Genomic DNA, 26,522 nt, shown 5'->3' on the forward strand with positions numbered 1-26,522 from the left:
TTTTTTTCTGGGCATTCGAATCCGTGGATATTCAAGACGATCTGCAAGCCATGCAGCTGGCGCTGGACTGGGCAGCGAAAGGCATGTTCATCACCGCACCGAACCCGCGGGTCGGCTGCGTGATCGTGCGCGACGGCCGCGTGATCGGCGCCGGCCACACGCTGGCGGCCGGCCAGGCGCATGCGGAAGTCCAGGCGCTGCGCGACGCCGCCGCCCGCGGCAACCCGGTGCGCGGCGCCACCGCTTATGTGACGCTGGAGCCATGCAGTCACCACGGGCGCACGCCGCCCTGCGCCGACGCGCTGGTCGAGGCCGGGCTGGCGCGGGTGGTGGCGGCGATGGAAGACCCGAATCCGCTGGTGGCCGGGCAGGGCATGGCCAGGCTGCGCGCCGCCGGCATCGTCGCGGAAAGCGGCCTGATGGCAGCCGAGGCACGGGAAATGAACATCGGGTTTTTCAGCCGGATGGAACGCGGTCTCCCGTGGGTGCGGATGAAGGCCGCGGCCAGCCTCGACGGCCATACCGCGCTCCACAACGGCCGCAGCCAGTGGATCACCTCGCAGCCGGCGCGGGACGACGGCCACTGGTGGCGGGCGCGGGCCTGCGCGATCCTGACCGGCATCGGCACGGTGCTGGAGGACGATCCGCAGATGACGGTGCGGGCGGTCGACACGCCGCGCCAGCCGCAGCGCATCGTGATCGACAGCCGGCTGCAGATCAGCCCCGACGCCCGCATCCTGCAGGGCGGCGGCACGCTGGTCGTGGCGGCGCAGGCGGATGCGGCCAGGGAAGCGCTGCTGCGCGAGCGGGGCGCCGAGGTGCTGATGCTGCCGAATGCCAGCGGCAAGGTCGACCTGCCGGCGCTGCTGCGCGAACTGGGGCGGCGCCAGGTCAACGAACTGCACGTGGAAGCCGGCTTCAAGCTCAACGGCTCGCTGCTGCGCGAAGGCTGCGTCGATGAACTGTTGCTGTATCTCGCGCCGACGCTGCTGGGCGACGCGCAGGGCCTGTTCGATTTGCCCAGGCTGGACGACCTGGCGGGTCAGCGCAGGCTGGCCTTCCACCAGGTCAAGCAGATCGGCCCGGATTTGCGTATCCTTGCCCGCTTCCCCGGGGCGCCTGCCTCTCTTTCCTAATTCAATCCCTTACCCTACTTATTCGCATGTTTACTGGAATCGTCGCTGCGGTCGGCAGCATACAAACCCTGACGCCGCTGGGCGGCAACGCGGACGCTGGCGTGCGCCTGGCGATCGACGCCGGCGGCCTGCCGCTGGCCGATGTCGCGCTCGGCGACTCGATCGCCATCAACGGCGCCTGCATGACCGTGGTCGCCAAGTCCGGCACCCGCTTCGAAGTCGACGTGTCCCGCGAAAGCCTGAACCGCACCGCCGGCCTCGACGCACCCGGCGAAGTCAACCTGGAAAAGGCATTGACGCTGGCCGACCGCCTCGGCGGCCACCTGGTGTCGGGCCATGTCGACGGCCTGGGCACGGTGCGCCGCTTCGAGCCGGTCGGCGAGTCATGGGAACTGGTGGTGGAAGCGCCGCGCGAACTCGGCAAGTACCTGGCGTACAAGGGTTCGATCGTCGTCAACGGCGTTTCGCTGACGGTGAACCGGGTCGAGGACACAGCCGAGGGCTGCGAATTTTCGATCAACCTGATCCCCCACACGATACAGGTCACCACGCTGAAGCATTTGAAGGCCGGCAGCCGGGTGAACCTGGAGATCGACCTGATTGCGCGTTATGTCGAGCGGATGCTGAGCGCAGGCAAGCTGGCGGGCCCGGGCCACGCCGGCATCGGATGACGGCCCAGCCATCGCGCCTTAAATCGACTGCAGCAGCAGGTTCACCTGCGCCAGGTCTTCCTCGCGCAGCACACCGGCGGCCGCCTTCAGCCGCAAGCCATTGACCAGCGTGTCGTAGCGGGCGCGCGCCAGGTCGCGCCGGGTCACGTAGAGCTGCTGCTGCGCATTGAGCACGTCGATGTTGATGCGCACGCCGACCTGGTAGCCGAGGCGGTTCGATTCCAGCGCCGACTGGCTGGAGATCTCGGCTGCCTGCAGCGCCCGCACCTGGGCCAGGCCGCTGTTGATGCCCATGAAGGCCTGGCGCGCGCCCTGCGCCGCGGTGCGGCGGGCGTTTTCGAGGTCGGCGCGGGAACGCTGTTCCAGCGCGATTGCTTCCCGCACCCGGCTGGTCACCGCGAAGCCGGAAAACAGCGGGATGTTCCATTGCACGCCGATGCTGTTATTGGTGCCGACGTTGCTGGGGGTCTGCGACGCGGCGAGCGTGCCGTTCTGGTCGCTGTGGCTGCGGCTGGCCACCAGGTCCAGCGTCGGATAATGGCCGGCGCGGTTGCGGCTGATCTCGCGGCGCGCCACTTCCAGCGACAGTTGCTGGGCCAGCACGCCGAAATTGCGGGTTTCCGCGCTGTCTATCCACGGTTCCATGCGCTCCGGTTCCGGCTTGGGCAGCAGCAGGCCGGGCTTCAGCGTGGCCAGGTCGCCGGCCGGGCGGCCGATGATCTGCTGGAGCGCGCTGCGGCGGATTTCCAGGTCGTTCTGCGCGGCGAATTCCTGGGCCTCGGCCAGGTCGTAGCGCGCCTGCGCTTCCTGGCTGTCGGTGATAGTGGCGGTGCCGACTTCGAAATTGCGCTTGGCCGACGCCAGTTGTTCGGTAATCGCGACCTTCTGCGCCTGCACCGAGGCCAGCGCGTCCTGCGCGGTCAGCACGTCGAAATAAGCCTGCGCGACCCGGACGATCAGGTCCTGCTGGGCCTGGCCGAACTGCGCCTCGCTGACCGCGGTCAGCAGCTTGCCCTGCTGGTAGGTTTCCCAGTTGGCCCAGCGCACCAGCGGCTGCGCCAGCGACACCGTGTAGCTGTTGACCGTGGCGGCGCTGCTGCGGTTTACGCCCGCGCTGGGCACATCGATGCTCGAATCGGTGCGGACATAGCTGCCGTTGACGCCCAGGTTGGGCAGCAGGCCGGCCAGCCCCTGCGGCGCCCGTTCGGCGCCGGCTGACAGCGCGGCCCGCGCGCTGGCGAACACCGCATCATTCGCCAGCGCCTCCTTGTAGACCTGGAGCAGGTCGGCTGCCTGCGCATGGCAGGCGAAGAGGGTCGCGGCGAACAGCGAGGCAAGGCGGGTCAGGCGCATAAGGTCTCCGGGCATTTCGGTGTCAGTAAGTCGGCATCTTGTTGTCGACCTGCAGCGCCCATGCATGGACGCCGCCGGTCAGGTTCGTTACGTCGGCAAAGCCGTTCTGCTCCAGGAAATGGGCGACCTGCATGCTGCGCGCGCCATGATGGCATATGCAGACCACCGCCTGTTCCGGGTCCAGCTCGGCCAGCCGCGCCGGCACGGTGCGCATCGGCATCGGGCTGGCGCCGTCGATATGGCAGGTTTCATACTCCCACGGCTCGCGCACATCGAGCAGCACGGGCTGCGGCCGTGCATCGTCGGCCAGCCATTGCGCCAGTTCGGGCGCGCTCAGGTGTTGCATGGCTGTCCTCAGAAGGTGAAGTGGGACGGATGCACGGCCTGCCGCAGCGGCGTGACGCTGGTCTCGAACAGGGTGCGGGTGTTGTAGCCGGTCTCGGACGTGCGGGTAACCAGCTGCGCTTCCATTACCGGCCGCTCGCCGATCACGCACAGCAGCCGTCCGCCCACCTTCAACTGGCGCAGGAAGGCTTCCGGCAGCACCGGCAGCGAGCCCGAAATGATGATCACGTCGTAGGGCGCGGCGAACTGGCCGCCGCCTTCCCAGCCCGAGGCGCCGTTGCCCAGCGCCACGTCGACATTGTCGACGCCGTAGCTGGCCAGGTTGCGCTCGGCCATCGCCTTGAGTTCGGGGCTGATCTCGACCGTCGTCACGTGCAGCGCCCGGTGCGCGAGCAGCGCGGCCATGTAGCCGGAGCCGGCGCCGATTTCAAGCACCGTCTCGTGCTTGCGGGGCGCGGCTTCCTGCAGGATGCGCGCCTCGAACTTCGGCGGCAGCATGTTCTCGCCGCCGGGCAGCGGGATCTCAGTGTCGACGAAGGCCAGGCTGCGGTAGGCCTCGGGCACGAAGGCTTCGCGGCGGACGACCTGCAGCAGGTCGAGTATTTCAGTGTCCAGCACATCCCAGGTACGGATCTGCTGTTCGATCATGTTGAAACGGGCTTGCTCGATGTTCATGGGTGGCTGGTTTCAGGTAAGGAAGATTGACGCAATTTTATCAAAGGACATCGTCATGACCGGCCTGCGGTGCGGCTAGCGGCGCAGCGCCATGCCCGCCTTCGGCCGCCGGACGCCGCCGGCGGCGTACCCAGGCGGCAAAATCGTCGAGATAGGTATAGATGACAGGCACCACCACCAGCGTCAGGATCGACGAGGTGATGATGCCGCCGATGACGGCCTGGCCCATCGGCGCGCGCTGCTCGGAGCCTTCGGACATGCCGAACGCCAGCGGCACCATGCCGAACACCATTGCCAGCGTGGTCATCAGGATGGGGCGCAGCCGCACGTGCGCCGCTTCGAGCAGCGCCGCCGCGCGTTCGGCGCCCGCCGCCCGCGCCTGGTTGGCGAAGTCCACCAGCAGGATCGCGTTCTTGGTCACCAGGCCCATCAGCATGATGAAGCCGATGATGGAGAACATGTTGAGCGTCGAGCGGAAGGTCATCAGCGCCAGGAACACGCCGATCAGCGTCAGCGGCAGCGCCGACATGATGGCGACCGGCTGCAGGAAGCTCGCGAACTGCGACGCCAGGATCATGTAGATGAAGACGATGGCCAGCGCCAGCGCCGACAGCGCGTAGCCGAACGATTCCTTCATGTTCTTGGCCGCGCCGCTGATTTCGTAGCGGTAGCCGGGCGGGAAGCGCATTTCTTCCAGCACCTTCACGACCTCGGCATTGACCTGGCCGGACGAGCGGCCGACCGCGTTGCCGGTGATCTCGACCTCGCGGTTCAGGTTGCGCCGGTTGATCTGGTTGGCGCCGACCGACGGCGTGATGCTGGCGACCTGGCGCAGCGGCACCATGCGCGGCGAGCCGTCGGCATTGGTCTGGCTGCTGGTGAGCATCAGCCGCGACAGGTCGTCGATATTGCCGCGGTCGCCGGGCGCCAGGCGCACGGTGACATCGTAGTTTTCATCGTCGGGGCCGCGCCAGGTGCTGGCGGCTTCGCCGGCCAGCAGCGGCCGCAGCGCATTGCCGATCTGCGCCACGCCGACGCCGAGGTCGGCGCCGATGTCGCGCCGCGGCTGCACCGAGATGGTCGGCTTCTGCGCCTTCAGGCTGGTGTCGAGGTCGACCACGCCGGGAATGTTCCGCAGCCGCTGCTGCACGTCGTTCGACAGCTGCGCCAGCTCGTTGAGGTCGCTGCCCAGCAGGCTGAAGCGGATCTGCTTGTTGTCGCCGCCGACGTCGTCGAGGCCGCCGACCAGCGTGACCGTGATGCCGGCGATGCTGGCCAGCCGGTCGCGCAGCGCCGGCGTCAGCTGCGCCGCGCTGCGGCTGCGCTCGGCCCGCGGCGTCAGGCGCACGAAGGTCGTCGCGAAATTCTTGCCGGCCGAGGTACCGGTATTGATGGTGGTGTACAGGTCCTGCACCTCCGGGAATTCGCGCAGCACCGCCTCGACCTGGCGCGCCTTGGCCTCGGTCAGTTCCAGCGACGAGCCGACCGGCGTGTAGAAGGCCACGCCGGTTTCCGAATAGTCGGCCTGCGGCACGAATTCGCTGCCGATCAGGCCGGCCGCCGGCAGCGCCAGGCCGGCGCCGAACGAGGCGAGGGCAAGCACCAGCGTGGCGATGCGGTGCCGCAGCGACCACTTCAGCAGCACCTGGTAGCCGCGCGACAGCCATTGCACGAAATCCTCGAAGCGGCCGGTGACCCGGCCTATGGTGCGGTCGTACAGGTTCCGCTTGCCGGCGCGGCCGTGGGCGTCGGGGTCGGGCCAGACCGAGGACAGCATCGGGTCCAGCGTGAACGAGACGAACATCGAGATCAGCACCGCCGCCACCACGGTGATGCCGAACTGGTGGAAGAATCGGCCGATGATGCCGCCCATGAAGCCGACCGGCAGGAACACCGCGACGATGGAGAAGGTCGTCGCCAGCACCGCCAGGCCGATCTCGGCCGTGCCTTCGAGCGCCGCGTCGCGGTGGCTCTTGAAGCGGCCGTTCACCCGCATGCCTGCATGGCGCACGATGTTTTCCCGGACCACGATCGCGTCGTCGATCAGCAGGCCCACGCACAGCGACAGGGCCATCAGCGTGATCATGTTGATGGTGAAGCCGAACAGGTACATGAACAGGAAGGTGCCGATCAGCGCCACCGGCAGCGTGAGGCCGGTGATGACGGTGGAGCGCCACGAATTCAGGAACAGGAACACGATCAGGATGGTCAGCACCGCGCCCTCGATCAGCGTGCGCCGGACGTTCTGGACGCCGACCCGGATCTGGCGCGAGCCGTCCTTGATCACCTCGATCCGGATGCCCGGGTAGAGCGCGCGCATGGTCGGCTCGAGGTCGGCGATCGCCTGGCGCAGGCCGTCGGCTACCTCGATGGTGTTCTGTCCCTGCGCTTTCAGGATGTCGAGCGCCAGCGTGCGGCGGCCGTTGTAGAGCGCCAGCGTCTCCTGCTCCTGCTGGCTGTCGACCACGTTGGCCACCTGCGACAGCAGCACCGTCTGGCCGCCGCGGCGGGCGACGACGATGCGGCGGAAGTCGGCCGGGTCGAGCACGCGGCCCTGCACCTGGACGATCTTTTCATTGTCGATCGCACGGATCGCGCCGGTCGGCAGTTCCTGGTTTTCATTGCGCACGGCGGCGATCACCTGGTCCACGCCGACGCCCAGCGCTTCCATGTCATTCGGCCGCACGTAGATCTGGATCTCGCGCTTGACGCCGCCTACCAGCGTCACCGAGCCGACGCCGCGCACGTTCTCCAGCCGCTTGCGCACGACCTGGTCGGCCACCGTGGTTAGTTCCCGCAGGCTGCGCTGGCTACCGTTTTCGCCCGACACCGAGATCGAGAAAATAGGGCGGTCGGCCGGGTCGAAGCGGGTGATGCGCGGCTCCTTGACTTCCTTGCGGAACACCGCCTTCACCAGCGACACCTTCTCGCGCACGTCCTGCGCCGCCTGCGACGGGTCCACCGTCAGCAGGAAGCGGATGATGACGACCGAATTGCCCTCATACGAACGCGAGGTCAGGCTGTCGATGCCGTTGATGGTGTTGACCACTTCCTCGATCTTGCGCGTGACGTCGGATTCGACCGACTCCGGCGACGCGCCCGGGTACTCGGTCTGCACCACGACCACCGGGAAGGTGATGTCGGGAAACTGGTCGACCTGCAGCCGCTGGTAGGAAAACAGGCCGAGCACGACGAAGGCCACCATCATCATGGTGGCCAGGACCGGGTTGCCGATGCTGATGCGGGTAAACCACATGGCCGGCTCCTGTCAGCGCGCCGAAGCGTCGAGGGCGCTGGCGCCGGACGGCTGCAGCACCTTGACGGCGGCGCCGACCGGCAGGTTGCCGAGATTGCTGCGCACGATGCGCGCGCCGGGTTCGAGGCCGGCCGTGATCTCGACGAGGGTGGCGTCGCCGTCGCTGCCGGTGATGCCGGTTTGCACCTGGCGCCGGACCAGCTTGTCCTGCTCGATCGCATAGACATAGGCGCTGTCGCCGTTCCGCTGCAGCGACGACGGCGGCACGGCCAGCACGCCGGGCTTCTTCGCCAGCGTCAGCCGGGCTTCGCCGAACATGCCGGCGCGCAGCCGGTTCTGCGGATTATCCAGCTGCAGGTAGGTCATGATGGAACGCGAGCCGGCCTGGGTCGCCGGGTTGATCCGCACCACGGTGGCCGGCATCTGCTGCGGCAGGCCCTCGACCTTCACCGAGACTTCCTGGCCCGGCGAGATGCCGATGATCTCGCTGGTGGGCACCGCCACTTCCATTTCCATCCGCGCCAGGTCGACCACGTCGAGCAGCTTGTTGTCGGCGGAAACCTTCTCGCCCGGCTGCACGCTGCGGCTGGCCACGATGCCGGAAATCGGCGCGCGGATCACGGTGTCGCCGAGCGCCTTGCGGCTGACGTCCAGGCCGCCCTGGGCCGCGTTCACATTGGCCTGCGCAATGTCGTACTGGCTCGACGCGGTGTCATAGGCATTTTTCGAAATGAAGCCGCGGTCCAGCAGCGCCCGGTTGTTCTCACGCGCCTTGGCGGCAATGTCGAGCTGGCCGCGGGCCGCGACCAGCGCGCCTTCGGCCTGCGCGGCCCGCGCCCGGTAATCCGCCTCGTCCATCCGCACCAGCACCTGGCCGGCCTTCACGGCCTCGCCCTCGCGCACCAGCACCTCGCGCACCTCGCCGGCGACCCGGGCCTTCACCGCGGCCTGGTTGTAGGCGCGCAGCGAGCCGGACGCCGCCAGCGTCTGGCGCAGGTCGCGGGGCGTCACCGTCACCAGGTCGGATGGCAGGAATTCGAGCACGGGGACAGCGTTTGCGGCCTTGACCGACGCGGCGCTGGCGGCGCTGGCAGCCTGGCGAGACTTGACGACGGCGCGCGCGCCGACGGCGGCAAGCGCCAGCAGCAGGACTGCGATGATCCAGAACGAGCGGCGCTTCAGCATGGCTTTTCCGTAGGAATGGGTGGCGTGTCGGGAGCGACCAGGCCGTGCAGCATCATGTCGACGACGGTAGCCAGGTATTCTGTCACCGGAATCGGTTCAGCGCGGCATTGATCGAATGAATGCTTCCAGAGCGTCAGCATCAGCACCGGCGCAACGATCACCATGTGGGCGCGGGCGGCGTCGACCTGGCGGAATTCGCCGCGGGCCATGCCGCGTTCCAGCATCCGGATGGTCAGCGCATTGCTGCGGGAAATGATTTCGTCATGATAGAACTTCGCCACTTCCGGGAAATTGCCGGACTCGGCCATCATCAACTTGGTCAGCCCGGACAGCGGCGTATTGCCGATGCGCTGCCACCAGCCGAGGACGAAGTCGCGCATCAGGTCGGCGCTATGGCCTTCGTAGTTGTCGATGATCTGCTCGGCCTCGTCCAGCACCGGCAGCAGGTTGTCCCGCACCACCGCGCGGAACAGGTCTTCCTTGCTGGGGAAATACAGGTAGAGCGTGCCTTTGGACACGCCGGCCAGCGTTGCCACGTCGTCCAGCCGGGTCGCCGCATAGCCGCGTTCGACGAACACCGTCAGCGCTGCCGCCAGAAGTTCCTGTGGACGCGCGTCCTTGCGCCGCGTCCAGCGCGGCTTGGTCTGAAACGGACAATGCATTTTGGCAATTTAAATAACTTACTGGCGAGTCAGTAATGTAATTGCCGCGACTCAAGGGCGTCAAGATAATCCTTGGGCGATTATCGATTGTTTCCTTTGTGCATTCGATTATGGCTGCAGACTGCCGGATTTACGGTGTTTTGCACAGGTGGAAATTCTGCCCGGCGACCCGGATCGCACCGGCTTCGAACTCCTCGTTCTCGTAAAAATGCATCTCGCCATGGAATTCGAGGCTGGCCGGAAATAACGGGTGCGCTTCGAATTGCAGTTCGTCCCGCCCGGGTTCGACCAGCATCACCGTGCCGACCGCCGGATCGGTGCAGGAAAACCCGACCGTGATCTTTCCGTCGTTGTCTTCATCGCGGCGCAGCACGAATTCCGCCCGCAGCGAGGGCACCGGGTCCACCCGGCGTCCCTGCGCATCGATAAAAATCGGCTTCCTCCGCCCGTAAAGATAGGTCTCGCAAAGGAAATTCGCGATGCGTACGCCTGCGACATGCAGCACGACTTCCGGCAGCGTCCCTTTCGCGCCGGCGCCGACGAATGCCTTGAACGCATCGTAGGAAGCGCACCGGGTCTGGACGCCGTCGCCGTCGACCAGGAAATAATTTCCCTGCTTCACTATTTCAGCGTAATCATCGTTCCTGTGCGGCCAGGTTGCTGTCAGATGGATGTCAATATTGGTTTCGCGCAGGCTGTTCAGCGCATGGTCGTGCTGATCGTCCTGCAGGGTGGCTGTCCTCAGCGCGGCAACGCGGTCGACTTCCCGTGTCAATGCCGCCTGGAACCGTGTGCACCTTGCCAGCTGCCTTCCCTGCACCAGCGACGCCACGCCGGTGCTGATGCCGCCCTGGCTCTGGGCCTGCATGCCCCAGGCAGCCTTCAGATAGGCGCCAAAGCCATGGGCGATGCGCTGGTGGCTGGCATCGACCGACCGCGTCAGGGCATTGACGATGCCGTTCCAGATCAGCAGGTTGAACAGCGCATCCGCCACGATCTTGTCGCGCGCAGGCTGTTCCAGTTCGCGGAAGGCAGGCAGCCGGGCCAGCTCCGCATGAAATTCAGCAAGCAGTCCGACCGTCCGCGTCGGCAGTTTTTTCAGGGACAGGACGTTTGCGGAAAGGGCCTGCCAGAGAGCGCCGCAGAGATCGCCGAAAGGTTTCCAGTCGTGCCTGCCGTCCTCGCCCGCTCCCGGGTAAAGTGCGTCGACCGCCTCTTTCGACATTGGGGCCAGGTGCGCGTACATGGCCTGGCGCAGTTTTTCGACGGGCGCCCGCACCGATTCCTGAATCTCGGCGACCCAGGTGGTCGGAAATGCCGCCGTGTTTGCGACGGTCTGGTCCCGGAAGATGCTTCTGGCGAGATTGTCGGGCTTGAGGCCCTCGAGGTAGGCGCGCGGCGAGGGCGGTGCTTCGGGCCTGGTGGACAGGGGCTTGTAGGGGCTGAGGGGCTCAGCCTGCCTGGTCCTGGGCGATGCGGGCGAAATGCTGCCAATTTGCTTGGACGATGGCGAAAACAGCGCAATTTTCGTGCTGCCCGCTTGTTGCCGCATCTTGGGCGTGCTCCCGGTTTTCGCGTTTTTCGATGCGCCGGCGAATTTTTCCGCCGATCCCGGGGAGGTGAATGCCGTTTTGTCGGCGATGCGGGCGGCCGTGTTTGCCGAACGGCGCGTCTTGTTTTGTATGTCGGACATGATGTGCATTCACTAAGCGGTCACCCGAAGGCCGGATGGGTACCGCCGGGGCACACCCGGTTCCCGCCGATATTTGTCCGGTTTGCGTAAAATTCAGCCATGACCAATTTCCCATCCTGCCGCCCGGGCTGCGGCGCCTGCTGCATCGCGCCGTCGATCTCTTCCGCCATCCCCGGCATGGAAGGCGGCAAGCCCGCCGGCGTGCGCTGCAGCCAGCTGGACGACGACAATGCCTGCCGCATCTTCGGCAGCCCGGAGCGGCCGGCGGTATGCGCCAACCTGCAGCCGGCCGTCGACATGTGCGGCGCCAGCCGCAGCCATGCGCTCACCTGGCTGACCCGGCTTGAACGGGAGACCGCGTGAAGCAGCTCTGGGCGGTCCTGCCGGCGGCCCTGCTGCTGGCGTCCTGCGCCGCGCTGATCGGCCCGCGCGACGTCGAGGTGCCGCAGGCGCGGCTGCAGGAAAGCCTGGAGCACCGCTTTCCCTTCAACCAGCGCTATCTCGGGCTGCTCGACGTCAGCGCCGTCAACCCGCGGGTGGCGCTGCTGCCGGAACAGAACCGCATCAGCGCGGCGATGGACCTGTCGGTGCGGCCCGCGTTCGGCGCGGGAAGCGGCATGCGCGGCAGCCTGACGGTGTCGGGCGTGCCGCGGGTCGATGCGGCGCGCGGCGTGCTGCTGCTGGGCGAGCCGCGGGTGGACGACCTGAATATCGACGGGCTGGAGCGCGGCGTGGGTTCGCAGCTTGCCGGCGTCGCCAGCTTTCTCGCGCAAACCCTGATCGGCGAACTGCCGGTCTACCACTTCGCGCCCGAGACCCTGCGCTACGCCGGCGTCAGCTTTTCGCCGGTCAAAATCGTCACTCGGCCAGACAGGGTCGTGGTAACCTTTGCGCCGGTTAAATGAACCCGGCTGACTTTTAGGCTCCTAAGCAACCCGCCTGTATCATCACCGGCGGGTTTTTCATTAAGCCGCCAGCAGCGCGGCCCGCTTTCCACTCCAGATAAAAACACGCATGGATCTCGTACTACTTCTCAAGGCATTCATCATGGGCATCGTCGAAGGACTGACGGAGTTCCTGCCCATTTCCTCGACCGGCCACCTTATTCTCGCCGGCAGCCTGCTCGACTTCACCGGCGACAAGGTGAAGGTCTTCGAAATCGTGATCCAGGCCGGCGCGATGCTGGCGGTGATCTGGGAATACCGGGTGCGCATCGCGTCGGTGCTGACCGGACTGTTCACCGACCGGCGCGCGCAGCGCTTCGTGCTGAACCTGGTGGTGGGTTTCCTGCCGGCGGCGGCGCTCGGCTTCCTGTTCAACACGCGCATCAAGGCCGTGCTGTTCGCGCCGGTGCCGGTGGCGCTGGCCTTCATCGTCGGCGGCCTGGTCATCCTGTGGGTGGAACGTCGACAGCGCGCCGCGCCGGCGCGGGCGCGCATCGAGTCGGTGGACGACATGACCGTGATGGACGCGTTCAAGGTCGGCTGCGCGCAGGCGTTCGCGCTGGTGCCGGGCACCAGCCGTTCGGGCGCCACCATCATCGGCGGCATGCTGTTCGGCCTGTCGCGCAAGGCCGCCACCGAATTTTCCTTCTTCCTCGCCATTCCAACGCTGCTGGCGGCGACCGTGTACTCGCTCTACAAGGAACGGGCGCTGCTGTCGGCGGCCGACGTGCCGATGTTCACCGTCGGCACCGTCGCCGCCTTCGTCTCCGCCTTCCTGTGCGTGCGCTGGCTGCTGCGCTATATCAGCACCCATGACTTCACCGTGTTTGCCTGGTACCGGATCGTTTTCGGCCTGCTGGTGCTGGCCAGCGCCTGGGGCGGCTGGGTGGTCTGGGCCGACTGAGGCGACTGAGACAAGAAAGAGCTGGCCATGTCCGACCTACGCGAACGCGCGCTCCACCTGCTGCAGACGATCTTCGGCTATCCGGCCTTCCGCGGCCAGCAGGCCGAGATCGTCGACACGCTGGCCTCGGGTGGCGATGCGCTGGTGCTGATGCCCACCGGCGGCGGCAAGTCGCTGTGCTACCAGATTCCCTCGCTGCTGCGCGACGGCGTCGGCGTGGTGGTTTCGCCGCTGATCGCCTTGATGCAGGACCAGGTCGACGCGCTGGCCGAAGTCGGCGTGCGCGCGGCCTTCCTCAACTCGACCCAGAACTACGAACAGTCGTCGCGCATCGAGAAGCAGGTGCGCGACGGCGATCTCGACCTGCTGTACGTGGCGCCGGAACGCCTGCTCACGCCGCGCTGCATGGCGCTGCTGGAAGCGTCGAAGATCGCGCTGTTCGCAATCGACGAGGCGCACTGCGTGTCGCAGTGGGGGCATGACTTCCGGCCCGAGTACATCCGGCTGTCGGTCCTGCACGAGCGCTTTCCCGACGTGCCGCGCATCGCGCTGACCGCCACCGCCGACCAGCAGACCCGGGAAGAGATCGCGCGCCGCCTGCAGCTGGAAGGCGGACGGCAGTTCGTCTCCTCGTTCGACCGCCCCAACATCCGCTACCAGATCGTCGAGAAGGGCAACGGCCGCAAGCAGCTGCTCGACTTCATCGAGACCGAGCATCCGGGCGACGCCGGCGTGGTCTACTGCCTGTCGCGCAAGAAGGTGGAGGAGGTCGCCGATTTCCTGAACCAGAACGGCATCACCGCGCTGGCCTACCATGCCGGCATGCCGCAGGACACCCGCAGCGCCAACCAGTCGCGCTTCCTGCGGGAAGAGGGCATCGTGATGGTGGCGACGATCGCGTTCGGCATGGGCATCGACAAGCCGGACGTGCGCTTCGTCGGCCACCTCGACCTGCCCAAGAGCATCGAGGGCTATTACCAGGAAACCGGCCGCGCCGGCCGCGACGGCGCGCCGGCGAACGCGTGGATGGCATACGGTCTGCAGGACGTGGTGCAGCAGCGCCGGATGATCGACGAGTCCGAAGCCGACGAAGCCTACAAGCGCATCCAGGGCCAGAAGCTGGACGCGATGCTGGGCCTGTGCGAAACCATAGGCTGCCGCCGGGTGCGGCTGCTGAGCTATTTCGGCCAGGATTCCGGCCCCTGCGGCAACTGCGACACCTGCCTGCATCCGCCGGTGTCGTATGACGCGACCGTGCCGGTGCAGAAGCTGCTGTCGGCCATCTACCGTGTCGACCAGCGCTTCGGCGCCGGCCACGTGATGGACGTGCTGCGCGGGATCGATTCCGAGAAGGTCAAGCAGTGGAAGCATGACCAGCTGTCGACGTTCGGCATCGGCTCCGATATCGGCGAGCAGGAGTGGCGCGCCATCCTGCGCCAGGTGATTGCGCTGGGGCTGGTGGATGTCGACCATGATGCCTATAACGCGCTGAAGCTCACCGACGAGGCGCGTCCCGTGCTGAAGGGCGCGCGGCAGGTGCAGCTGCGGCGCTACGAGAAGCCGGCCCGGCCGAGCCGGCAGAAGCGCGCGGGCTCCGCGAAGCCGCGCGGGTACGTGGAAGCGGATCTGTCGCGTACCGAGCAGGAGATCTTCGAGAAGCTGCGCTGGTGGCGGGTGGAGACGGCGCGGGTGCATAACGTGCCGGCCTATATCATCTTCCATGATGCGACGATGCGGGAGATTGCCAAGGCGAAGCCGGATACGCTGGATGCGTTGCGGGGCGTGTCTGGGGTAGGGGAGAAGAAGTTGCAGACGTACGGGGAAGAGATTGTGGCGCTGGTGAGAGAGTTGTTGTAGGGGTGCCGGGCGCGGCGAGCGAGGCGGATTGCGATGGCAATGGTCATAGGTTGCTGTTGCCCGCGCAGCGACCGTTGCGGTTGCAGTTAGCGCCGCGCAGCGACAGTTGCAGTTGACGTTCCGCGCAGCGACAGTTGCAGTTGACGTTCCGCGCAGCGACAGTTGCAGTTGACGTTCCGTGCAGCGACAGTTGCAGTTGACGTTCCGCGCAGCGACAGTTGCAGTTGACGTTCCGCGCAGCGACAGTTGCAGTTGTTTGTGAACTGGCTGTTGCAGTAGCCGTTGCAGTAGCTGTTGCAGTAGCTGTTGCAGTAGCCGTTGCCGTTGTCGTTGCCGTTGTCGTTGCAGTGAATCCCCGTTAGATGGCGACGCGTCGCCAGTGCCTGAAACGGATAAAGAAGCGTCCGCTGTCTGAGCGAAGCGAGTTTCGGACGCTTCCCGTTTCAGGTGCTGGCGGCGCGTGCAGTCCGCGCAGCGGACCGCCATCGTAGGGGTCGCCTTTTTTGCCCCACTTTTTTGGCGAAGCAAAAAAGCGGGTCGGCTGCCGGGCCGAACACCCGGCTACTCCCCACGGCAGTGAAGCCTCAACGTTTCACCCGTCAGCAGACGCGGCATCGGCGCCTTGCGTATTGGCGCCGTGCGAACGTGCAGCCGTCGCAAACTGCAGAAGCGGCTTCGCGACGGTGCGCCGGCGGGCGGGTGAAGCGATACGTGTGTCCTGCCGGACGACCTAGCCGGGAGTCCGTCCCGGCGGCCGGGTCACTTCTTTTGCTTCGCCAAAAGAAGTAACCAAGAAAAGGCGACCCCGGAGATGCCGCCCCGCTGCGCGGGGTGCCCACGCCGCTGGCACCGAAATCGGGAAGCGTCCGAAACTCGCTTCGCTCAGACAGCGGACGCTTCTTTATCCGATTTCGGCACCAGCGACGTGGCGTCATCAACGGGGATTCACTGCAACAGCCACTGCCAGGGCAACGGCAACGGCCACTTCAAAGGCAACGGCCAGTTCACAAGCAACGGCAACGGTCGCTGCGCGGGGCTCATGCCCATCCCGCGTCATGGCGTACCGAACGAGATCGATGGTTCCTATTCGTCCGCGTGGCTCGCAGGTTCGTAGGTGTAATGCGCTTGCGCTTATTAAAACCTACGAAGTTTCATCGCACCTCGGGAACCGGCACCGGTATAGCCGCAACCGCAACGGTCGCTACGCGCAACGTTCGCTACGCGCAACGTCAACCGCAACGGATACTGCCCGGGCAGATGCAATCGCGCTGCGCAGAGGCGACGCGCTCAGCGCAGGACCAGCCGCAGCGGCGGCGTTGCGCCTTGCTCCGTATGACGGAGGTTCACTTCATCGACCGTGTCTTCCAGCGCCGCCAGCACCGCCGGCGCCTCGTGGCTAACAATGGAAGCATCATGCAATTCGATGTCGAGCACCTCGTCGGGGGACAGGGCGAAGCGGCTCATGCCGTCGTTGTCGCGGACGCCGGATAGACAGTCAATCAGCGCGCTGATGTTGCGGCCGTAGAAGTCGGGAAGACCGAAGGCCAGCGCGCATTCGCGGTGGAATGCCTGCATGTCGGTCAGCTTGCGGCCGTCGAGGATCACGTTGGCCATGGGTCAGCGGCCGGCGGGCGTGGAGGTTGGCTCGGTCACGAAGCCGAGCTTGGTCAGGCCGTTGGACTGGGCGGCGGCCATGACCTGGGCGATGACTTCGTAGCGGGTTGCCTTGTCGGCGCGCAGCTGCAGTTCGGGTTGCGGCTGCTTTTGCGCGGCGGCGGCCATGCGTGCCGGCAGGTCGGCCTGGCTTACCGGGGCGTCGTTCCAGAATATGGCGCCGGCCGGGTCGATGGACAGCGTCACGGTTTCCGGTTTCTCCGGGGCCGGCGCGGACTGCGCGGCGGGAAGGTCCAGCTTGACTGCGTGTGTGAACAGGGGTGCGGTGATGATGAAGATCACCAGCAGCACCAGCATCACGTCGACCATGGGCGTGACGTTGATGTCCGCCATGGGTGCGCCCTGCCGGTTATTGTCGAATCCGCCAAATGCCATGTTTAGCTCCTTGTTTGACTTATTTGCCGACGCGGCTGCCGGTGGTCAGGTAGGCATGCAGGTCGTGCGCGAAGGCATCGAGCTCGGCCAGCGTGACCCGGTTGACGCGGGTGAAGGCGTTGTAGGCGAGCACGGCGGGGATTGCCACCACCAGGCCCAGCGCGGTCATGATCAGCGCTTCGCCGACCGGGCCGGCGACCTTGTCGATCTGCACCGTGCCGGTCGACGATACCGCGATCAGCGCATGGTAGATGCCCCAGACCGTGCCGAACAGGCCGACGAAGGGCGCGGTCGAGCCGACCGAGGCCAGCAGCGTCAGGCCGTTCTCCAGCCGGGACGACACCCGGTTGATTTCCTGGCGCAGCGTGCGGGTGATCAGTTCGCTCGGGTCGACCGACGCATTCAGCGAGTTTTCCTGGGACTGCAGGTTGGCCGCGCCCAGGCTCTGCGCGGCCAGCGGCGTATAGACCCGCTCGCTGTCGGCCGCCTGCATCACCGCGATCGCGTCGGTCAGCGTCGGCGCCTTCCAGAAGCCTTCCAGCGCGCCTGCGCTGCGCCGTATCCGCCATGAGCTCCAGGCCTTGGCCAGGATGTAGTACCAGCTCATGACGGACATCAGCAGCAGCACATAGGCCACCGCGTGCGACACGGCGTCCCCTTGCGCCCAGTAATGGGCCAGTCCCATGCTTTGATTCGCGATTGTCGGATTCATGTTGTGCTTTGTCGGTCTAGTTGGAAAGTTTGAAAATGATGGGCACCAGGTACCACTCGGCGACCGGCTTGCCGTCGCTGGTGGCGGGGTTGAAGCGCCAGGTCTGCACCGCGCTGCGGGCCGCCTCGTCCAGCAGCGGAAAGCCGCTGGAGCTGCGGATCTGCACTTCGCCGGCCGTGCCGTCGGCCTGCACCATCACCCGCAACACCACCTTGCCTTCCTCGTTGTTGCGCAGCGAGCGCGCCGGCTGCACCGGCGGCCGGTTGCTGGCGGCATAGCTGGCGGAAATGGTGACGCCGGTGCGCACCGGCGCCGGTGGTGCCGGTGGTGCAGCCGGTGCTGCTGGTGCAGGTGGTGCAACTGGTGCAGGTGGTGCAACCGGCGCTGACGGCGCTTCCACGGGCGGCGGCGCCGATGCGACTGTCGTTTCCCTCGGCTGCACCGGCGCTGGCCGGGGAGCCGGCGCGACGGGCTTCGGCCTGGGCGCGGGCCGGGGTTTGGGCGGCGGCCGCGGCGCAGGCGGCGGCTCGGGGGCTGCGGCCGGCGCCGGTGCGGGCGTCGGCGCTGGCGTGATTTCAGCCACAGGCGCTGGCGCCGGCGGCGTCGGCGGCAGCAGCGCCACCGTGATCGGCACGGGCTCCGGGCGCTGGTGCACGTGCGTCGCCACCGCCGACAGCACCAGCATCAGGCCGCCGGCATGGATCAGCAGGGAAACGGCAACCGCTGGCAGCCAGGGTCGGACGGGCACGCGCATCGCGGGATCGGGACTATGCGCTTAACGCAAGCCGAGCACGTCCTGCATGTCGTACAGGCCGACGTCGCGGCCGGCCAGGAAGCGCGCGGCGCGCAGGCTGCCGTTCGCATAGGTGACCCGGCTCGACGACTTGTGGCTGATCTCGATGCGCTCGCCGATGCCGGCGAACAGCACCGTGTGGTCGCCGACGATGTCGCCGCCGCGGATGGTCGCGAAGCCGATCGACGACGGGTCGCGCTCGCCGGTCACGCCTTCGCGGGCGAAGACGCCGACTTCCTTCAGGTCGCGGCCGAGCGCGCGGGCCACGACTTCGCCCATCTGCAGCGCGGTGCCGGACGGCGCGTCGACCTTGTGCCGGTGATGCGCCTCGATGATCTCGATGTCATAGCCTTCCGCGAAACTCTTCGCGGCCAGCTCCAGCAGCTTCATCGTCACGTTGACGCCCACGCTCATGTTGGGCGCGAAGACGACCGCGGTGTGGCGGGCAGCGGCCGCAATGGCGGCCTTGCCGGCGTCGTCGAAGCCGGTGGTGCCGATGATGGCCTTGATGCCGTGTTCGGCGCAGTATTCCAGGTGCTTGAGCGTGCCCTCGGGGCGGGTGAAGTCGATCAGGAAATCGGCTTCACCGAGCGCTTCGTCGAGGCTGTCGGTGATCGGGACGCCGGCGTCCTCGCCGAGGAAAGCGGCGGCGTCGGCGCCGAGGCCGGGCGCGCCGGCAATGTCGAGCGCGCCGGCCAGCGAAGCGTCAGGCGCATTGCGGATGGCTTCAATCAGCATGCGGCCCATGCGGCCCGATGCGCCGGCAACGGCTATCTTCATTTGAGTCATGGCGTGGTGGTGGCGGGAGATTGCGGGTCGGCGGCGGAAGACGGGATCGGCTGCGGGCCGGGCGATTCGGTTTTCGACTTGCGCGGCGGCTGGCCGGAAATGCGCGACAGGTAATCGGCCTCGGTCGGCAGGTCGCCGCCCTCGATGCGGGCCAGCTTGTCGTCGACAAAGGTCAGGGTCACGCGGCTGGTGGTCATTTCGCCGTTGCCCTTGGCCATGCGGAACGGGTAGTCCCAGCGCGCGTTGTGGAACACGTCGGTCAGCAGCGGCGTGCCGAGGACGAAGCGCACCTGGTCCCGCGTCATCCCTTCCTTCAGCTGGGCGACCATCTCGCGCGAGATGAAGTTGCCCTGCTGGATATCCGGCCGGTATGGCCGCAGGAAACCGAGGAAAGGCCTGGCCTTGGTGACCTCCAGGTCGCCGTCGGCGTCCGCGCCCTGGGCCGTCTTCGCCGGGGCCGCCTTCGCTGGGGCCGCAGGCTCGCTGCGCCGCACGCTGGCCGGTTCGTCGATCAGGGGATTCTTCGATGCGCAGCCTGCGAGGCAGGCGGCGAACAGCACGCACAGCGCACCGGAGTGGAGCGCCGGCCTGGGGCCGGAGCGGGGGAACAGCATACGCATAGGCGGGATCTCAGTCGATTGAGCTAGTAGGTCAAACGCTATATGATAAAGCAGTTCATCTCCCTCCGACCGAATCCATGCCCAACAACCCCACCGACCTGAAGGCCAGCGGCCTCAAGGCCACCCTGCCTCGGCTCAAGATCCTCGAAATATTCCAGGGCAGCGCGGTGCGCCACCTGAGCGCCGAAGACGTCTACAAGATCCTGCTTGCGGAAAATATGGATGTCGGCCTGGCAACCGTCTACCGGGTGCTGACCCAGTTCGAGCAGGCCGGCCTGTTGAGCCGCAATCATTTCGAATCCGGCAAGGCCGTGTTCGAACTCAACGAGGGCTCGCACCACGACCACCTGGTCTGCCTCGACTGCAGCCGCGTCGAGGAATTCTACGATGAGGAAATCGAGCGCCGCCAGCAGGAGGTCGCGCAGGCCCGCGGCTTCGCCATTGCCGAGCATGCGCTGGCGCTGTATGCGCATTGCACGAAGAAGGATTGCCCGCACCGCGGGCGCTGAGCAGCGCGCCTCGCCCGCCGCCGGGGTTGCCGGCGCCGGCGGGCGCTAGACCGCCAGCTCCCGTATTGCCGCCGTCGCCCGCCCGTCCACGATCTCCAGCAAGCCTACCGTCACCGGCAACTTGAAGCGGCGCGGCCCGGCGCTGCCGGGGTTGACGCGCAGCACGCCGTCCTTTTCCAGCGCCAGCGGCCTGTGGCTGTGGCCGGCGACGACGACCTGCACCGGCGGCATCCTGCCTTTCAGCTCGTTGATGTCATGCAGCAGGTGGATGCGCACGCCGCCATACTCCAGCGTCTGGCTGTGGGGGATGGCCGCGGCCCAGCCGGCCATGTCATTGTTGCCACGCACCACATCCAGCGGCGCGATCGCCGCCAGCGCCTCCAGCACCGCCGCATTGCCGATGTCGCCGGCATGGATGATGCGGTCCATCCCGGCCAGCGCTTTCAGCGCCTGCGGGCGCAGCAGCCCGTGGGTGTCGGAAATGAGCCCGATGCGCATCGGCGCCGCCGCCATCAGTTGTGGCTCAGCGCGTTCGACAGCAGCTTGGCGGTGATGTCGACGATCGGTATCACCCGCTCGTAGGCCATGCGGGTCGGGCCGATCACGCCCAGCGTGCCGACCACCTTGCCGTTGACCTCGTAGGGCGCGGTGACGACGCTCATCTCGTCGACCGGCATCAGCTGCGAGTCGCCGCCGATGAAGATCTGCACGCCGGTGGCCTTGCTGGAGACGTCCAGCAGCTGCATCAGGCTGGTCTTCTGCTCGAACATGTCGAACAGCTTCCTCAGCGACGACATGTTGGACGACAGGTCGCTGACGGACAGCAGGTTGCGCTCGCCGGAGATGACGACCTCGTCATTGTTTTCCGTCATCGCGTCGCTGCCGGCTTCCACCGCCGCCTGCATCAGCCGCGTCATGTCGTCGCGCAACTGGCGCAGTTCGGCCTGCAGCCGGGTGCGCACGTCGTCGAAGCTCAGGCCGCCGTAATGCCGGTTGATGTAATTGGCCGCCTCCACCAGCTGCGAGCGGGTGTAGTCGACATCGGTCAGCAGCAGCCGGTTCTGGACGTCGCCACCGGGGCCGACGATCACCAGCAGGATGCGCTTTTCCGACAGGCGCAGGAATTCGACCTGCTGGAACACCGATTCGCGGCGCGGCGTCAGCACCACGCCGGCGAACTGCGACAGCGAGGAAAGGACCTGGGCGGCGCTGGAAATGATGCGCTGGGGCGAGCCGCTCTGGTGGCGCGGCTGCAGACGGAACTCGACCGCGTTCTCGTCGAGCGTCTGCACGGTCAGCAGGGTGTCGACGAACATCCGGTAGCCGCGCGGCGTCGGGACGCGGCCGGCCGAGGTGTGCGGGCTGGCAACCAGTCCCATTTCCTCCAGGTCGGCCATGATGTTGCGGATGGTGGCCGGCGACAGGTCGAGTCCGGAGATTTTGGAGAGCGCGCGTGAACCGACCGGCTGGCCGTCGGCGATATACCGTTCCACCAGGGCTTTAAGCAGCGTTTGTGCGCGATGATCGAGTTGCATGGCCGTAGTCTAATGTCGTCAAGCGTCAGGCGCTACCATTATGTGTCCGCCAAGCCATTCATCAAGGTCATGCAGCGAGCCGCAGACCGCATCCGGCTGCAAATGGCCCGGCATGCTGCGCAGCGGCAGGTCCGCGCGCCGCAGCCAGACGCCGCGCAGGCCCGCCTTTTGCGCGCCCTCGACGTCGAGCAGCGGGTCGTCGCCGACATAGACCGCTTCGGCCGGATCGACCCGCAGCGCGTCGCAGGCGGCGCGGAAGATGGCCGGGTCCGGCTTGGCGCTGCCGAACTGGTGGGCGGCGATCGATGCGCTGAAGTAATGCGACATGCCGATCGCGCCGAGGTCGGCGACGCCGTTGGAGACCGAGCCCAGCGCGACGCGCCGGCACAGCGAGGACAGCACCGGGTGGACGTCGGGGTAGGGCTTGACCTGGTTGCGGGCGGTGTTGAAGATGTCCATCGCCGTGTCCACCGACGCCGCGTTCTCGCCGCAGGCGACGAAGACTTCCGACAGCACCGCGTGCCGCAGCGCGGCCAGGTTGATCGCATAGCGCGGCTCGGCCTTCATCAGCGCCACCCGGCGCGCGCGCATTTCCTCGATGCTGTAGCTGGCCGCGACCGCCGGCGCATGTTCGCGCAGCCAGTCGAACAGCAGCCGCTCGGCGCGCATGATGACAGGCACGATGGGCCACAGCGTATCGTCGAGGTCGAACAGCACGGCTTTGATCGGGGGCATGTTTACAGGGTTCCAGTTGTTTTGACGATTTGCCGGCGCGCGAAACCGGCCGGACGGCAAATTATGGTCTAATCTGCCGCATGCCGCCGCCCACGTCCCCGACCACACAGATGACCTTCCAGAAAATCGCCATTATCGGCAAGCCCGGCGCCATCGGCATCGGCGAGTCGCTGAACCAGCTCGCCGCCTTCCTGCACGACGCCGGCATCGATGTGCTGTTCGAGGCCGAGACGGCGCGCAATATCGGCCACCGGGGCCTGCCCGGCCTTACCGTCGAGCAGATAGGCCGGCAGGCCGACGCCGCCATCGTGGTCGGTGGCGACGGCACGATGTTGGGCATCGCCCGGCAGCTTGCGCCGCATAACGTGCCGCTGATCGGCATCAACCAGGGCCGGCTGGGCTTCATGACCGACATCCCGGCCGAAGGCATGTTGCCGCTGCTGGCGGAAATGCTGGCCGGCCAGGTCGACTCGGAACAGCGCAGCCTGCTCGAAGGCGCGGTGCTGCGCAACGGCGAAATCATCTTCCGCGGGCTGGCCTTCAACGACGTGGTGGTGGCGCGCGGCTCCGGTTCCGGCATGGTCGAGCTGCGGGTCACGGTGGACAGCCATTTCATGTACAACCAGCGCTCGGACGGGCTGATCGTGTCGACGCCGACCGGCTCCACCGCCTATGCGCTGTCGGCCGGCGGGCCGCTGCTGCATCCGAGCCTGGGCGGCATCGTGCTGGTGCCGATCGCGCCGCATGCGCTGTCGAACCGGCCCATCGTGCTGCCGGAATCGAGCGAGATCCGGATCGAGGTGATGGCCGGGCGCGACTGCAGCGTCAACTTCGACATGCAGTCGCTGGCCAGCCTGGAGCATCACGACTGCATCCTGATCCGGCGCTCGGCGCATTCGGCCACCTTCCTGCATCCGCGCGGCTGGAGCTACTACGATACCTTGCGCGAGAAGTTGCACTGGAATGAATATCCTTCGGTCGAAGGTCAGTTAAAATAATTTCCCGCCGCAATGCGTTTGCGCGGCGGTCGTTTCCAACCTTTCGCCTGCCTCCGGGCAACACCCGAACTTTCCCTCTCCAGATGCTGCGCACACTTTCCATACACGACTTTGTCATTGTTGATGCGATCGAACTAGAGCTGGGCTCCGGCTTCACCGTCTTTACCGGCGAGACCGGCGCCGGCAAGTCCATCCTGATCGACGCGCTGGCGCTGGCGCTCGGCGGCCGCGGCGACGCCAGCGTGGTGCGCGAAGGCGCCAGCAAGGCCGACATCAGCGCCGAGTTCGCGACCAGCAGCGAGGCCGACGCCTGGCTGGAAGTCAATGAATTCGGCGCGGAAGACCACAGCGTGCTGCTGCGCCGGGTCATCGACAATGCCGGCCGCTCCAAGGCCTACATCAACGGGGTGGCCGCCACCGCGACCCAGCTGCGCGACCTCGGCGAACTGCTGGTCGACATCCATGGCCAGCATGCGCACCAGTCACTGCTGAAGGCCGACGCGCAGCGTGCGCTGCTCGACAGCCAGGCCGGCCTGGCGGACGACACCAAGGCGGTCGGCGCTGCGTTTCGCGCCTGGCGCACGCTGGCGCGCCAGCGCGAGGAATTCGAGACCAACGCCCGCAACGTGCTGCTGGAACGCGAGCGGCTCGAATGGCAGGTGGCCGAGCTGGAAAAGCTGGCGGTCAAGCCCGGCGAATGGGACGAGATCACCAACGAACACAGCCGGCTGTCGAACGCGGCCAGCCTGATCGAGGGCGCGCAGGATGCGCTGAGCGCGATATCCGAGTCGGACGAGCATCCGATCCTGTCGCAGTTGTCGTCGCTGAACCAGAAGATCGGCAAGCTGGTCGGCGTCGACGACGGCCTGAAGCCGGTGATGGAAGCGCTGGAGCCGGCCCAGATCCAGCTGCAGGAAGCGGTCTATGCGCTGAACGACTACCTGAGCCGGGTCGAGCTCGACCCTGGCCGCCTGCGCAAGATCGAGGAGCGGATGGAAGCCATCCACAACACGGCCCGCAAGTTCCGGGTCACGCCCGACGAGCTGCCGCGCGAGCTGGAAACGCTGTCGGCCCAGTTGCAGCAGCTGGCCGACGCGTCCGACCTCGACGCGCTGCGGGCGCAGGAGGAAAAGCTGGAAGCGGCCTACATGGCGCTGGCCCAGAAACTGTCGCAGCGCCGCGCCGCGGCGGCCGAGCAGCTGGGCCGCTCGGTCACCGGCGCGATGCAGGAACTGAGCATGGCCGGCGGGCGTTTCGCCGTCGCCCTCAACCCGTGCGACCCGGCCGCCTACGGCCTGGAACAGGTCGATTTCCTGGTCGCCGGCCATGCCGGCACCGCGCCGCGGCCGCTGGCCAAGGTGGCGTCGGGCGGCGAGCTGGCGCGCATCTCGCTGGCGATATCGGTGATCACCTCCAGCGCCACCGCCACGCCGACGCTGATCTTCGACGAAGTCGACAGCGGCATCGGCGGCGGCGTCGCCGAAGTGGTCGGCCGGCTGCTCAAGCGGCTGGGCAGCGACCACCAGGTGCTGTGCGTGACCCACCTGCCGCAGGTCGCCAGCCAGGCCAACCAGCATTTCCAGGTCAGCAAGGCCGGCGCGCCGGATGGCAAGACCGTCTCGCGGATCGACCCGCTGGACGCCAAGGCGCGGGTGGAAGAGGTTGCCCGGATGCTGGGCGGCCTGGAAATCACTGCCACCACCCGCAAGCACGCGCGCGAACTGCTGGCGCTGTAGCCGTTTCCCTTTTTTCGCCATTTTTCCATCGCCCATCCGCCCGCATTTTCTCCTCCAGCATCTCCTTGACAGGCAAGCCGTCTCCCTATGCGCTTTGAGCAAGAACCCGCCCACCATCACGGCAAGCCCGGCCGCACCGCCATCGTGCTGGTCAACCTCGGCACCCCCGACGCCCCGACCGCGGCCGCGGTCCGGCCCTACCTGAAGGAGTTCCTGTCCGACCCGCGCGTGGTGGAAATCCCGAAGGCGGTCTGGTGGTTCATCCTGAACGGCGCGATCCTGCCGTTCCGCTCCAAGAAGTCGGCGCACAAGTACGCGTCGATCTGGACCCCGGAAGGCTCGCCGCTGCTGGTGCACACGATGCGCCAGGCCACGCTGCTGCGCGGCGCGCTGGGCGAGCGCGGCCACCAGGTCGAGGTGGTGGCGGCAATGCGCTACGGGAATCCGTCGCTGCCGTCCGTGCTCGACAAGCTGCGCGCCGACGGCTGCCAGCGGCTGCTGGTGCTGCCTGCCTACCCGCAGTACTCGGGCACCACCACGGCGTCCACCTTCGACGCGGTGTTCAGCCATTACGCCCGGGTGCGCAACGTGCCGGAGCTGCGGCTGGTGCGCAATTACCATGACGATGCGGGCTATATCGAGGCGCTGCGGCAGTCGGTGAAGAAGCATTGGGACAAGCACGGGCGGCCCGAGCGGCTGGTGATGAGTTTCCACGGCGTGCCCAAGCGCACGCTGATGCTGGGCGACCCGTATCACTGCGAGTGCCACAAGACGGCCCGCCTGCTGGCGACCGCGCTCGGCCTGTCGCAGCAGGAATACCTGGTGACGTTCCAGTCGCGCTTCGGCAAGGCCGAGTGGCTGCAGCCCTATACCGCGCCGACGCTGCAGAAGCTGGCGAAGGAAGGGCTGAAGCGGGTCGACGTGATGTGCCCCGGCTTCACCAGCGACTGCCTGGAGACGCTGGAGGAAATCGACATGGAAGTGCGCAGCGACTTCCTGACCGCCGGCGGCGCCGAGTACCGTTACATTCCCTGCCTGAACGAAAACCCGGCCTGGATCGCGGCGCTGGCGTCCATCAGCGAACGCCACATGCAGGGCTGGCCGACCGACGCCGATCCGGTCCAGCGCGCCGCGCGCGTGCAGGACGCCGCGATCGGCCGCGAACGGGCGCTGGCGCTGGGCGCGCGGGATTAAGGCCCGAGCCGGCCCGCGCCGCGGATCGCCGGATTTTCCGGTATTTCGGCGTAATAGCGGGCCGGCGGGCCGTTTAAACCGCCCATTTGCCCGCTCAGCCTGAAACGCCCTTGAAATGCAAACCACTATCCCCACTTGCGGCGAGTGGTTAATCGATAACGCTGGAGTCCG

The 26,522-nt window shown here is 66.8% G+C and carries 26 protein-coding genes; 10 read left to right on the plus strand and 16 right to left on the minus strand.

All coding sequences use genetic code 11. From position 1 onward, the window contains the following. Positions 1–23: 23 nt before the first annotated feature. Both ribD and QOL82_RS10870 read left to right on the plus strand, forming a co-directional pair. Entirely contained in the window at positions 24–1,136 is a 1,113-nt protein-coding gene (gene ribD / locus QOL82_RS10865; RefSeq protein ID WP_283442277.1) for a bifunctional diaminohydroxyphosphoribosylaminopyrimidine deaminase/5-amino-6-(5-phosphoribosylamino)uracil reductase RibD, read from the plus strand. Between the two features lie 26 nt (positions 1,137–1,162). Continuing rightward, entirely contained in the window at positions 1,163–1,807 is a 645-nt protein-coding gene (locus QOL82_RS10870) for a riboflavin synthase (protein WP_283442278.1), read from the plus strand. An 18-nt stretch (positions 1,808–1,825) separates the two neighbouring features. Here the strand turns inward: QOL82_RS10870 and QOL82_RS10875 are convergent, their stop codons facing one another. The 7 genes from QOL82_RS10875 to QOL82_RS10905 all read right to left on the minus strand — a co-directional run bounded on the left by QOL82_RS10875 (position 1,826) and on the right by QOL82_RS10905 (position 10,976). Further along, positions 1,826–3,160 (minus strand): TolC family outer membrane protein, encoded by a 1,335-nt coding sequence (locus QOL82_RS10875; RefSeq protein ID WP_283442279.1) that lies wholly within the window; start codon positions 3,158–3,160, stop codon positions 1,826–1,828. 22 nt (positions 3,161–3,182) lie between these two features. Continuing rightward, entirely contained in the window at positions 3,183–3,506 is a 324-nt protein-coding gene (locus tag QOL82_RS10880; RefSeq protein ID WP_283442280.1) for a rhodanese-like domain-containing protein, read from the minus strand. Between the two features lie 8 nt (positions 3,507–3,514). Beyond that, positions 3,515–4,180: a protein-L-isoaspartate O-methyltransferase family protein gene (locus QOL82_RS10885; RefSeq protein WP_283442281.1), complete on the minus strand. Its 666-nt coding sequence runs from the start codon at positions 4,178–4,180 to the stop codon at positions 3,515–3,517. 40 nt (positions 4,181–4,220) lie between these two features. Next, positions 4,221–7,436 carry an efflux RND transporter permease subunit gene (locus QOL82_RS10890; protein ID WP_283442282.1) on the minus strand — a complete coding sequence of 1,072 codons (3,216 nt, stop codon included), beginning with the start codon at positions 7,434–7,436 and terminating at the stop codon, positions 4,221–4,223. A gap of 12 nt (positions 7,437–7,448) precedes the next feature. Next, positions 7,449–8,621, minus strand: coding sequence for an efflux RND transporter periplasmic adaptor subunit (locus QOL82_RS10895; RefSeq protein ID WP_283442283.1), 1,173 nt, complete (start codon positions 8,619–8,621; stop codon positions 7,449–7,451). After that, complete coding sequence (locus QOL82_RS10900) at positions 8,615–9,283, minus strand: TetR/AcrR family transcriptional regulator (RefSeq protein WP_283442284.1); 669 nt, start codon at positions 9,281–9,283, stop codon at positions 8,615–8,617. The genes QOL82_RS10895 and QOL82_RS10900 overlap by 7 nt, the downstream gene beginning before the upstream one ends. 130 nt (positions 9,284–9,413) lie before the next feature. Next, on the minus strand, positions 9,414–10,976 hold the full coding sequence (locus QOL82_RS10905) for a hypothetical protein (protein WP_283442285.1): 1,563 nt from the start codon (positions 10,974–10,976) through the stop codon (positions 9,414–9,416). A gap of 99 nt (positions 10,977–11,075) precedes the next feature. Between QOL82_RS10905 and QOL82_RS10910 the strand changes: the two genes are divergently transcribed. The 4 genes from QOL82_RS10910 to recQ all read left to right on the plus strand — a co-directional run bounded on the left by QOL82_RS10910 (position 11,076) and on the right by recQ (position 14,681). Then, positions 11,076–11,339, plus strand: a complete 264-nt coding sequence (locus QOL82_RS10910) for a YkgJ family cysteine cluster protein (protein ID WP_283442286.1) — start codon at positions 11,076–11,078, stop codon at positions 11,337–11,339. Further along, the gene (locus QOL82_RS10915; protein ID WP_283442287.1) at positions 11,336–11,881 is read left to right on the plus strand and encodes a YceB family lipoprotein; all 546 of its coding nucleotides are present in this window, start codon (positions 11,336–11,338) and stop codon (positions 11,879–11,881) included. The genes QOL82_RS10910 and QOL82_RS10915 overlap by 4 nt, the downstream gene beginning before the upstream one ends. Positions 11,882–11,990: 109 nt before the next feature. After that, positions 11,991–12,824 carry an undecaprenyl-diphosphate phosphatase gene (locus QOL82_RS10920; RefSeq protein ID WP_283442288.1) on the plus strand — a complete coding sequence of 278 codons (834 nt, stop codon included), beginning with the start codon at positions 11,991–11,993 and terminating at the stop codon, positions 12,822–12,824. Positions 12,825–12,851: 27 nt separating this feature from the next. Next, the gene (recQ, locus tag QOL82_RS10925) at positions 12,852–14,681 is read left to right on the plus strand and encodes a DNA helicase RecQ (protein ID WP_283442289.1); all 1,830 of its coding nucleotides are present in this window, start codon (positions 12,852–12,854) and stop codon (positions 14,679–14,681) included. Between the two features lie 1,287 nt (positions 14,682–15,968). On the opposite strand, the gene QOL82_RS10930 is transcribed toward recQ, so the two are convergent. Genes QOL82_RS10930 through QOL82_RS10955 form a run of 6 tightly spaced genes read right to left on the minus strand, consistent with a single transcriptional unit; the run spans position 15,969 to position 19,638 of the window. After that, complete coding sequence (locus QOL82_RS10930) at positions 15,969–16,295, minus strand: barstar family protein (RefSeq protein ID WP_283442290.1); 327 nt, start codon at positions 16,293–16,295, stop codon at positions 15,969–15,971. Positions 16,296–16,298: 3 nt separating this feature from the next. Then, entirely contained in the window at positions 16,299–16,730 is a 432-nt protein-coding gene (locus tag QOL82_RS10935; RefSeq protein ID WP_283442291.1) for an ExbD/TolR family protein, read from the minus strand. Between the two features lie 19 nt (positions 16,731–16,749). Next, entirely contained in the window at positions 16,750–17,442 is a 693-nt protein-coding gene (locus QOL82_RS10940) for a MotA/TolQ/ExbB proton channel family protein (RefSeq protein ID WP_283442292.1), read from the minus strand. Positions 17,443–17,458: 16 nt separating this feature from the next. Further along, entirely contained in the window at positions 17,459–18,190 is a 732-nt protein-coding gene (locus tag QOL82_RS10945) for an energy transducer TonB (protein ID WP_283442293.1), read from the minus strand. 27 nt (positions 18,191–18,217) lie between these two features. After that, a complete protein-coding gene (gene dapB, locus QOL82_RS10950; protein WP_283442294.1) occupies positions 18,218–19,024 on the minus strand; it encodes a 4-hydroxy-tetrahydrodipicolinate reductase in 807 nt (268 codons plus the stop codon). After that, positions 19,021–19,638 (minus strand): outer membrane protein assembly factor BamE, encoded by a 618-nt coding sequence (locus QOL82_RS10955; RefSeq protein ID WP_283442330.1) that lies wholly within the window; start codon positions 19,636–19,638, stop codon positions 19,021–19,023. Before QOL82_RS10955 ends, dapB begins: the two co-directional genes overlap by 4 nt. 83 nt (positions 19,639–19,721) lie before the next feature. On the opposite strand from QOL82_RS10955, the gene fur reads away from it, so the two are divergent. Next, positions 19,722–20,153 carry a ferric iron uptake transcriptional regulator gene (gene fur / locus QOL82_RS10960; protein WP_283442295.1) on the plus strand — a complete coding sequence of 144 codons (432 nt, stop codon included), beginning with the start codon at positions 19,722–19,724 and terminating at the stop codon, positions 20,151–20,153. Positions 20,154–20,198: 45 nt separating this feature from the next. On the opposite strand, the gene QOL82_RS10965 is transcribed toward fur, so the two are convergent. The 3 genes from QOL82_RS10965 to QOL82_RS10975 are packed head-to-tail and all read right to left on the minus strand — an operon-like array spanning position 20,199 to position 22,423. Then, positions 20,199–20,666 (minus strand): metallophosphoesterase family protein, encoded by a 468-nt coding sequence (locus QOL82_RS10965; protein WP_283442296.1) that lies wholly within the window; start codon positions 20,664–20,666, stop codon positions 20,199–20,201. Beyond that, on the minus strand, positions 20,666–21,688 hold the full coding sequence (gene hrcA, locus QOL82_RS10970) for a heat-inducible transcriptional repressor HrcA (protein WP_283442297.1): 1,023 nt from the start codon (positions 21,686–21,688) through the stop codon (positions 20,666–20,668). The genes QOL82_RS10965 and hrcA overlap by 1 nt, the downstream gene beginning before the upstream one ends. A gap of 18 nt (positions 21,689–21,706) precedes the next feature. Further along, positions 21,707–22,423 (minus strand): HAD family hydrolase, encoded by a 717-nt coding sequence (locus QOL82_RS10975; protein ID WP_283442298.1) that lies wholly within the window; start codon positions 22,421–22,423, stop codon positions 21,707–21,709. Between the two features lie 80 nt (positions 22,424–22,503). On the opposite strand from QOL82_RS10975, the gene QOL82_RS10980 reads away from it, so the two are divergent. The 3 genes from QOL82_RS10980 (at position 22,504) to hemH (ending at position 26,351) form a co-directional block, all read left to right on the plus strand. Beyond that, positions 22,504–23,421: an NAD kinase gene (locus QOL82_RS10980; RefSeq protein WP_430438466.1), complete on the plus strand. Its 918-nt coding sequence runs from the start codon at positions 22,504–22,506 to the stop codon at positions 23,419–23,421. 83 nt (positions 23,422–23,504) lie between these two features. After that, entirely contained in the window at positions 23,505–25,157 is a 1,653-nt protein-coding gene (gene recN / locus QOL82_RS10985) for a DNA repair protein RecN (RefSeq protein ID WP_283442300.1), read from the plus strand. Positions 25,158–25,244: 87 nt separating this feature from the next. Further along, entirely contained in the window at positions 25,245–26,351 is a 1,107-nt protein-coding gene (gene hemH / locus QOL82_RS10990) for a ferrochelatase (protein ID WP_283442301.1), read from the plus strand. Positions 26,352–26,522 lie beyond the last annotated feature (171 nt).

It is taken from the genome of Noviherbaspirillum suwonense (genome assembly GCF_900182955.1).
Taxonomy (GTDB): Bacteria; Pseudomonadota; Gammaproteobacteria; order Burkholderiales; family Burkholderiaceae_D; genus Noviherbaspirillum_A; species Noviherbaspirillum_A suwonense.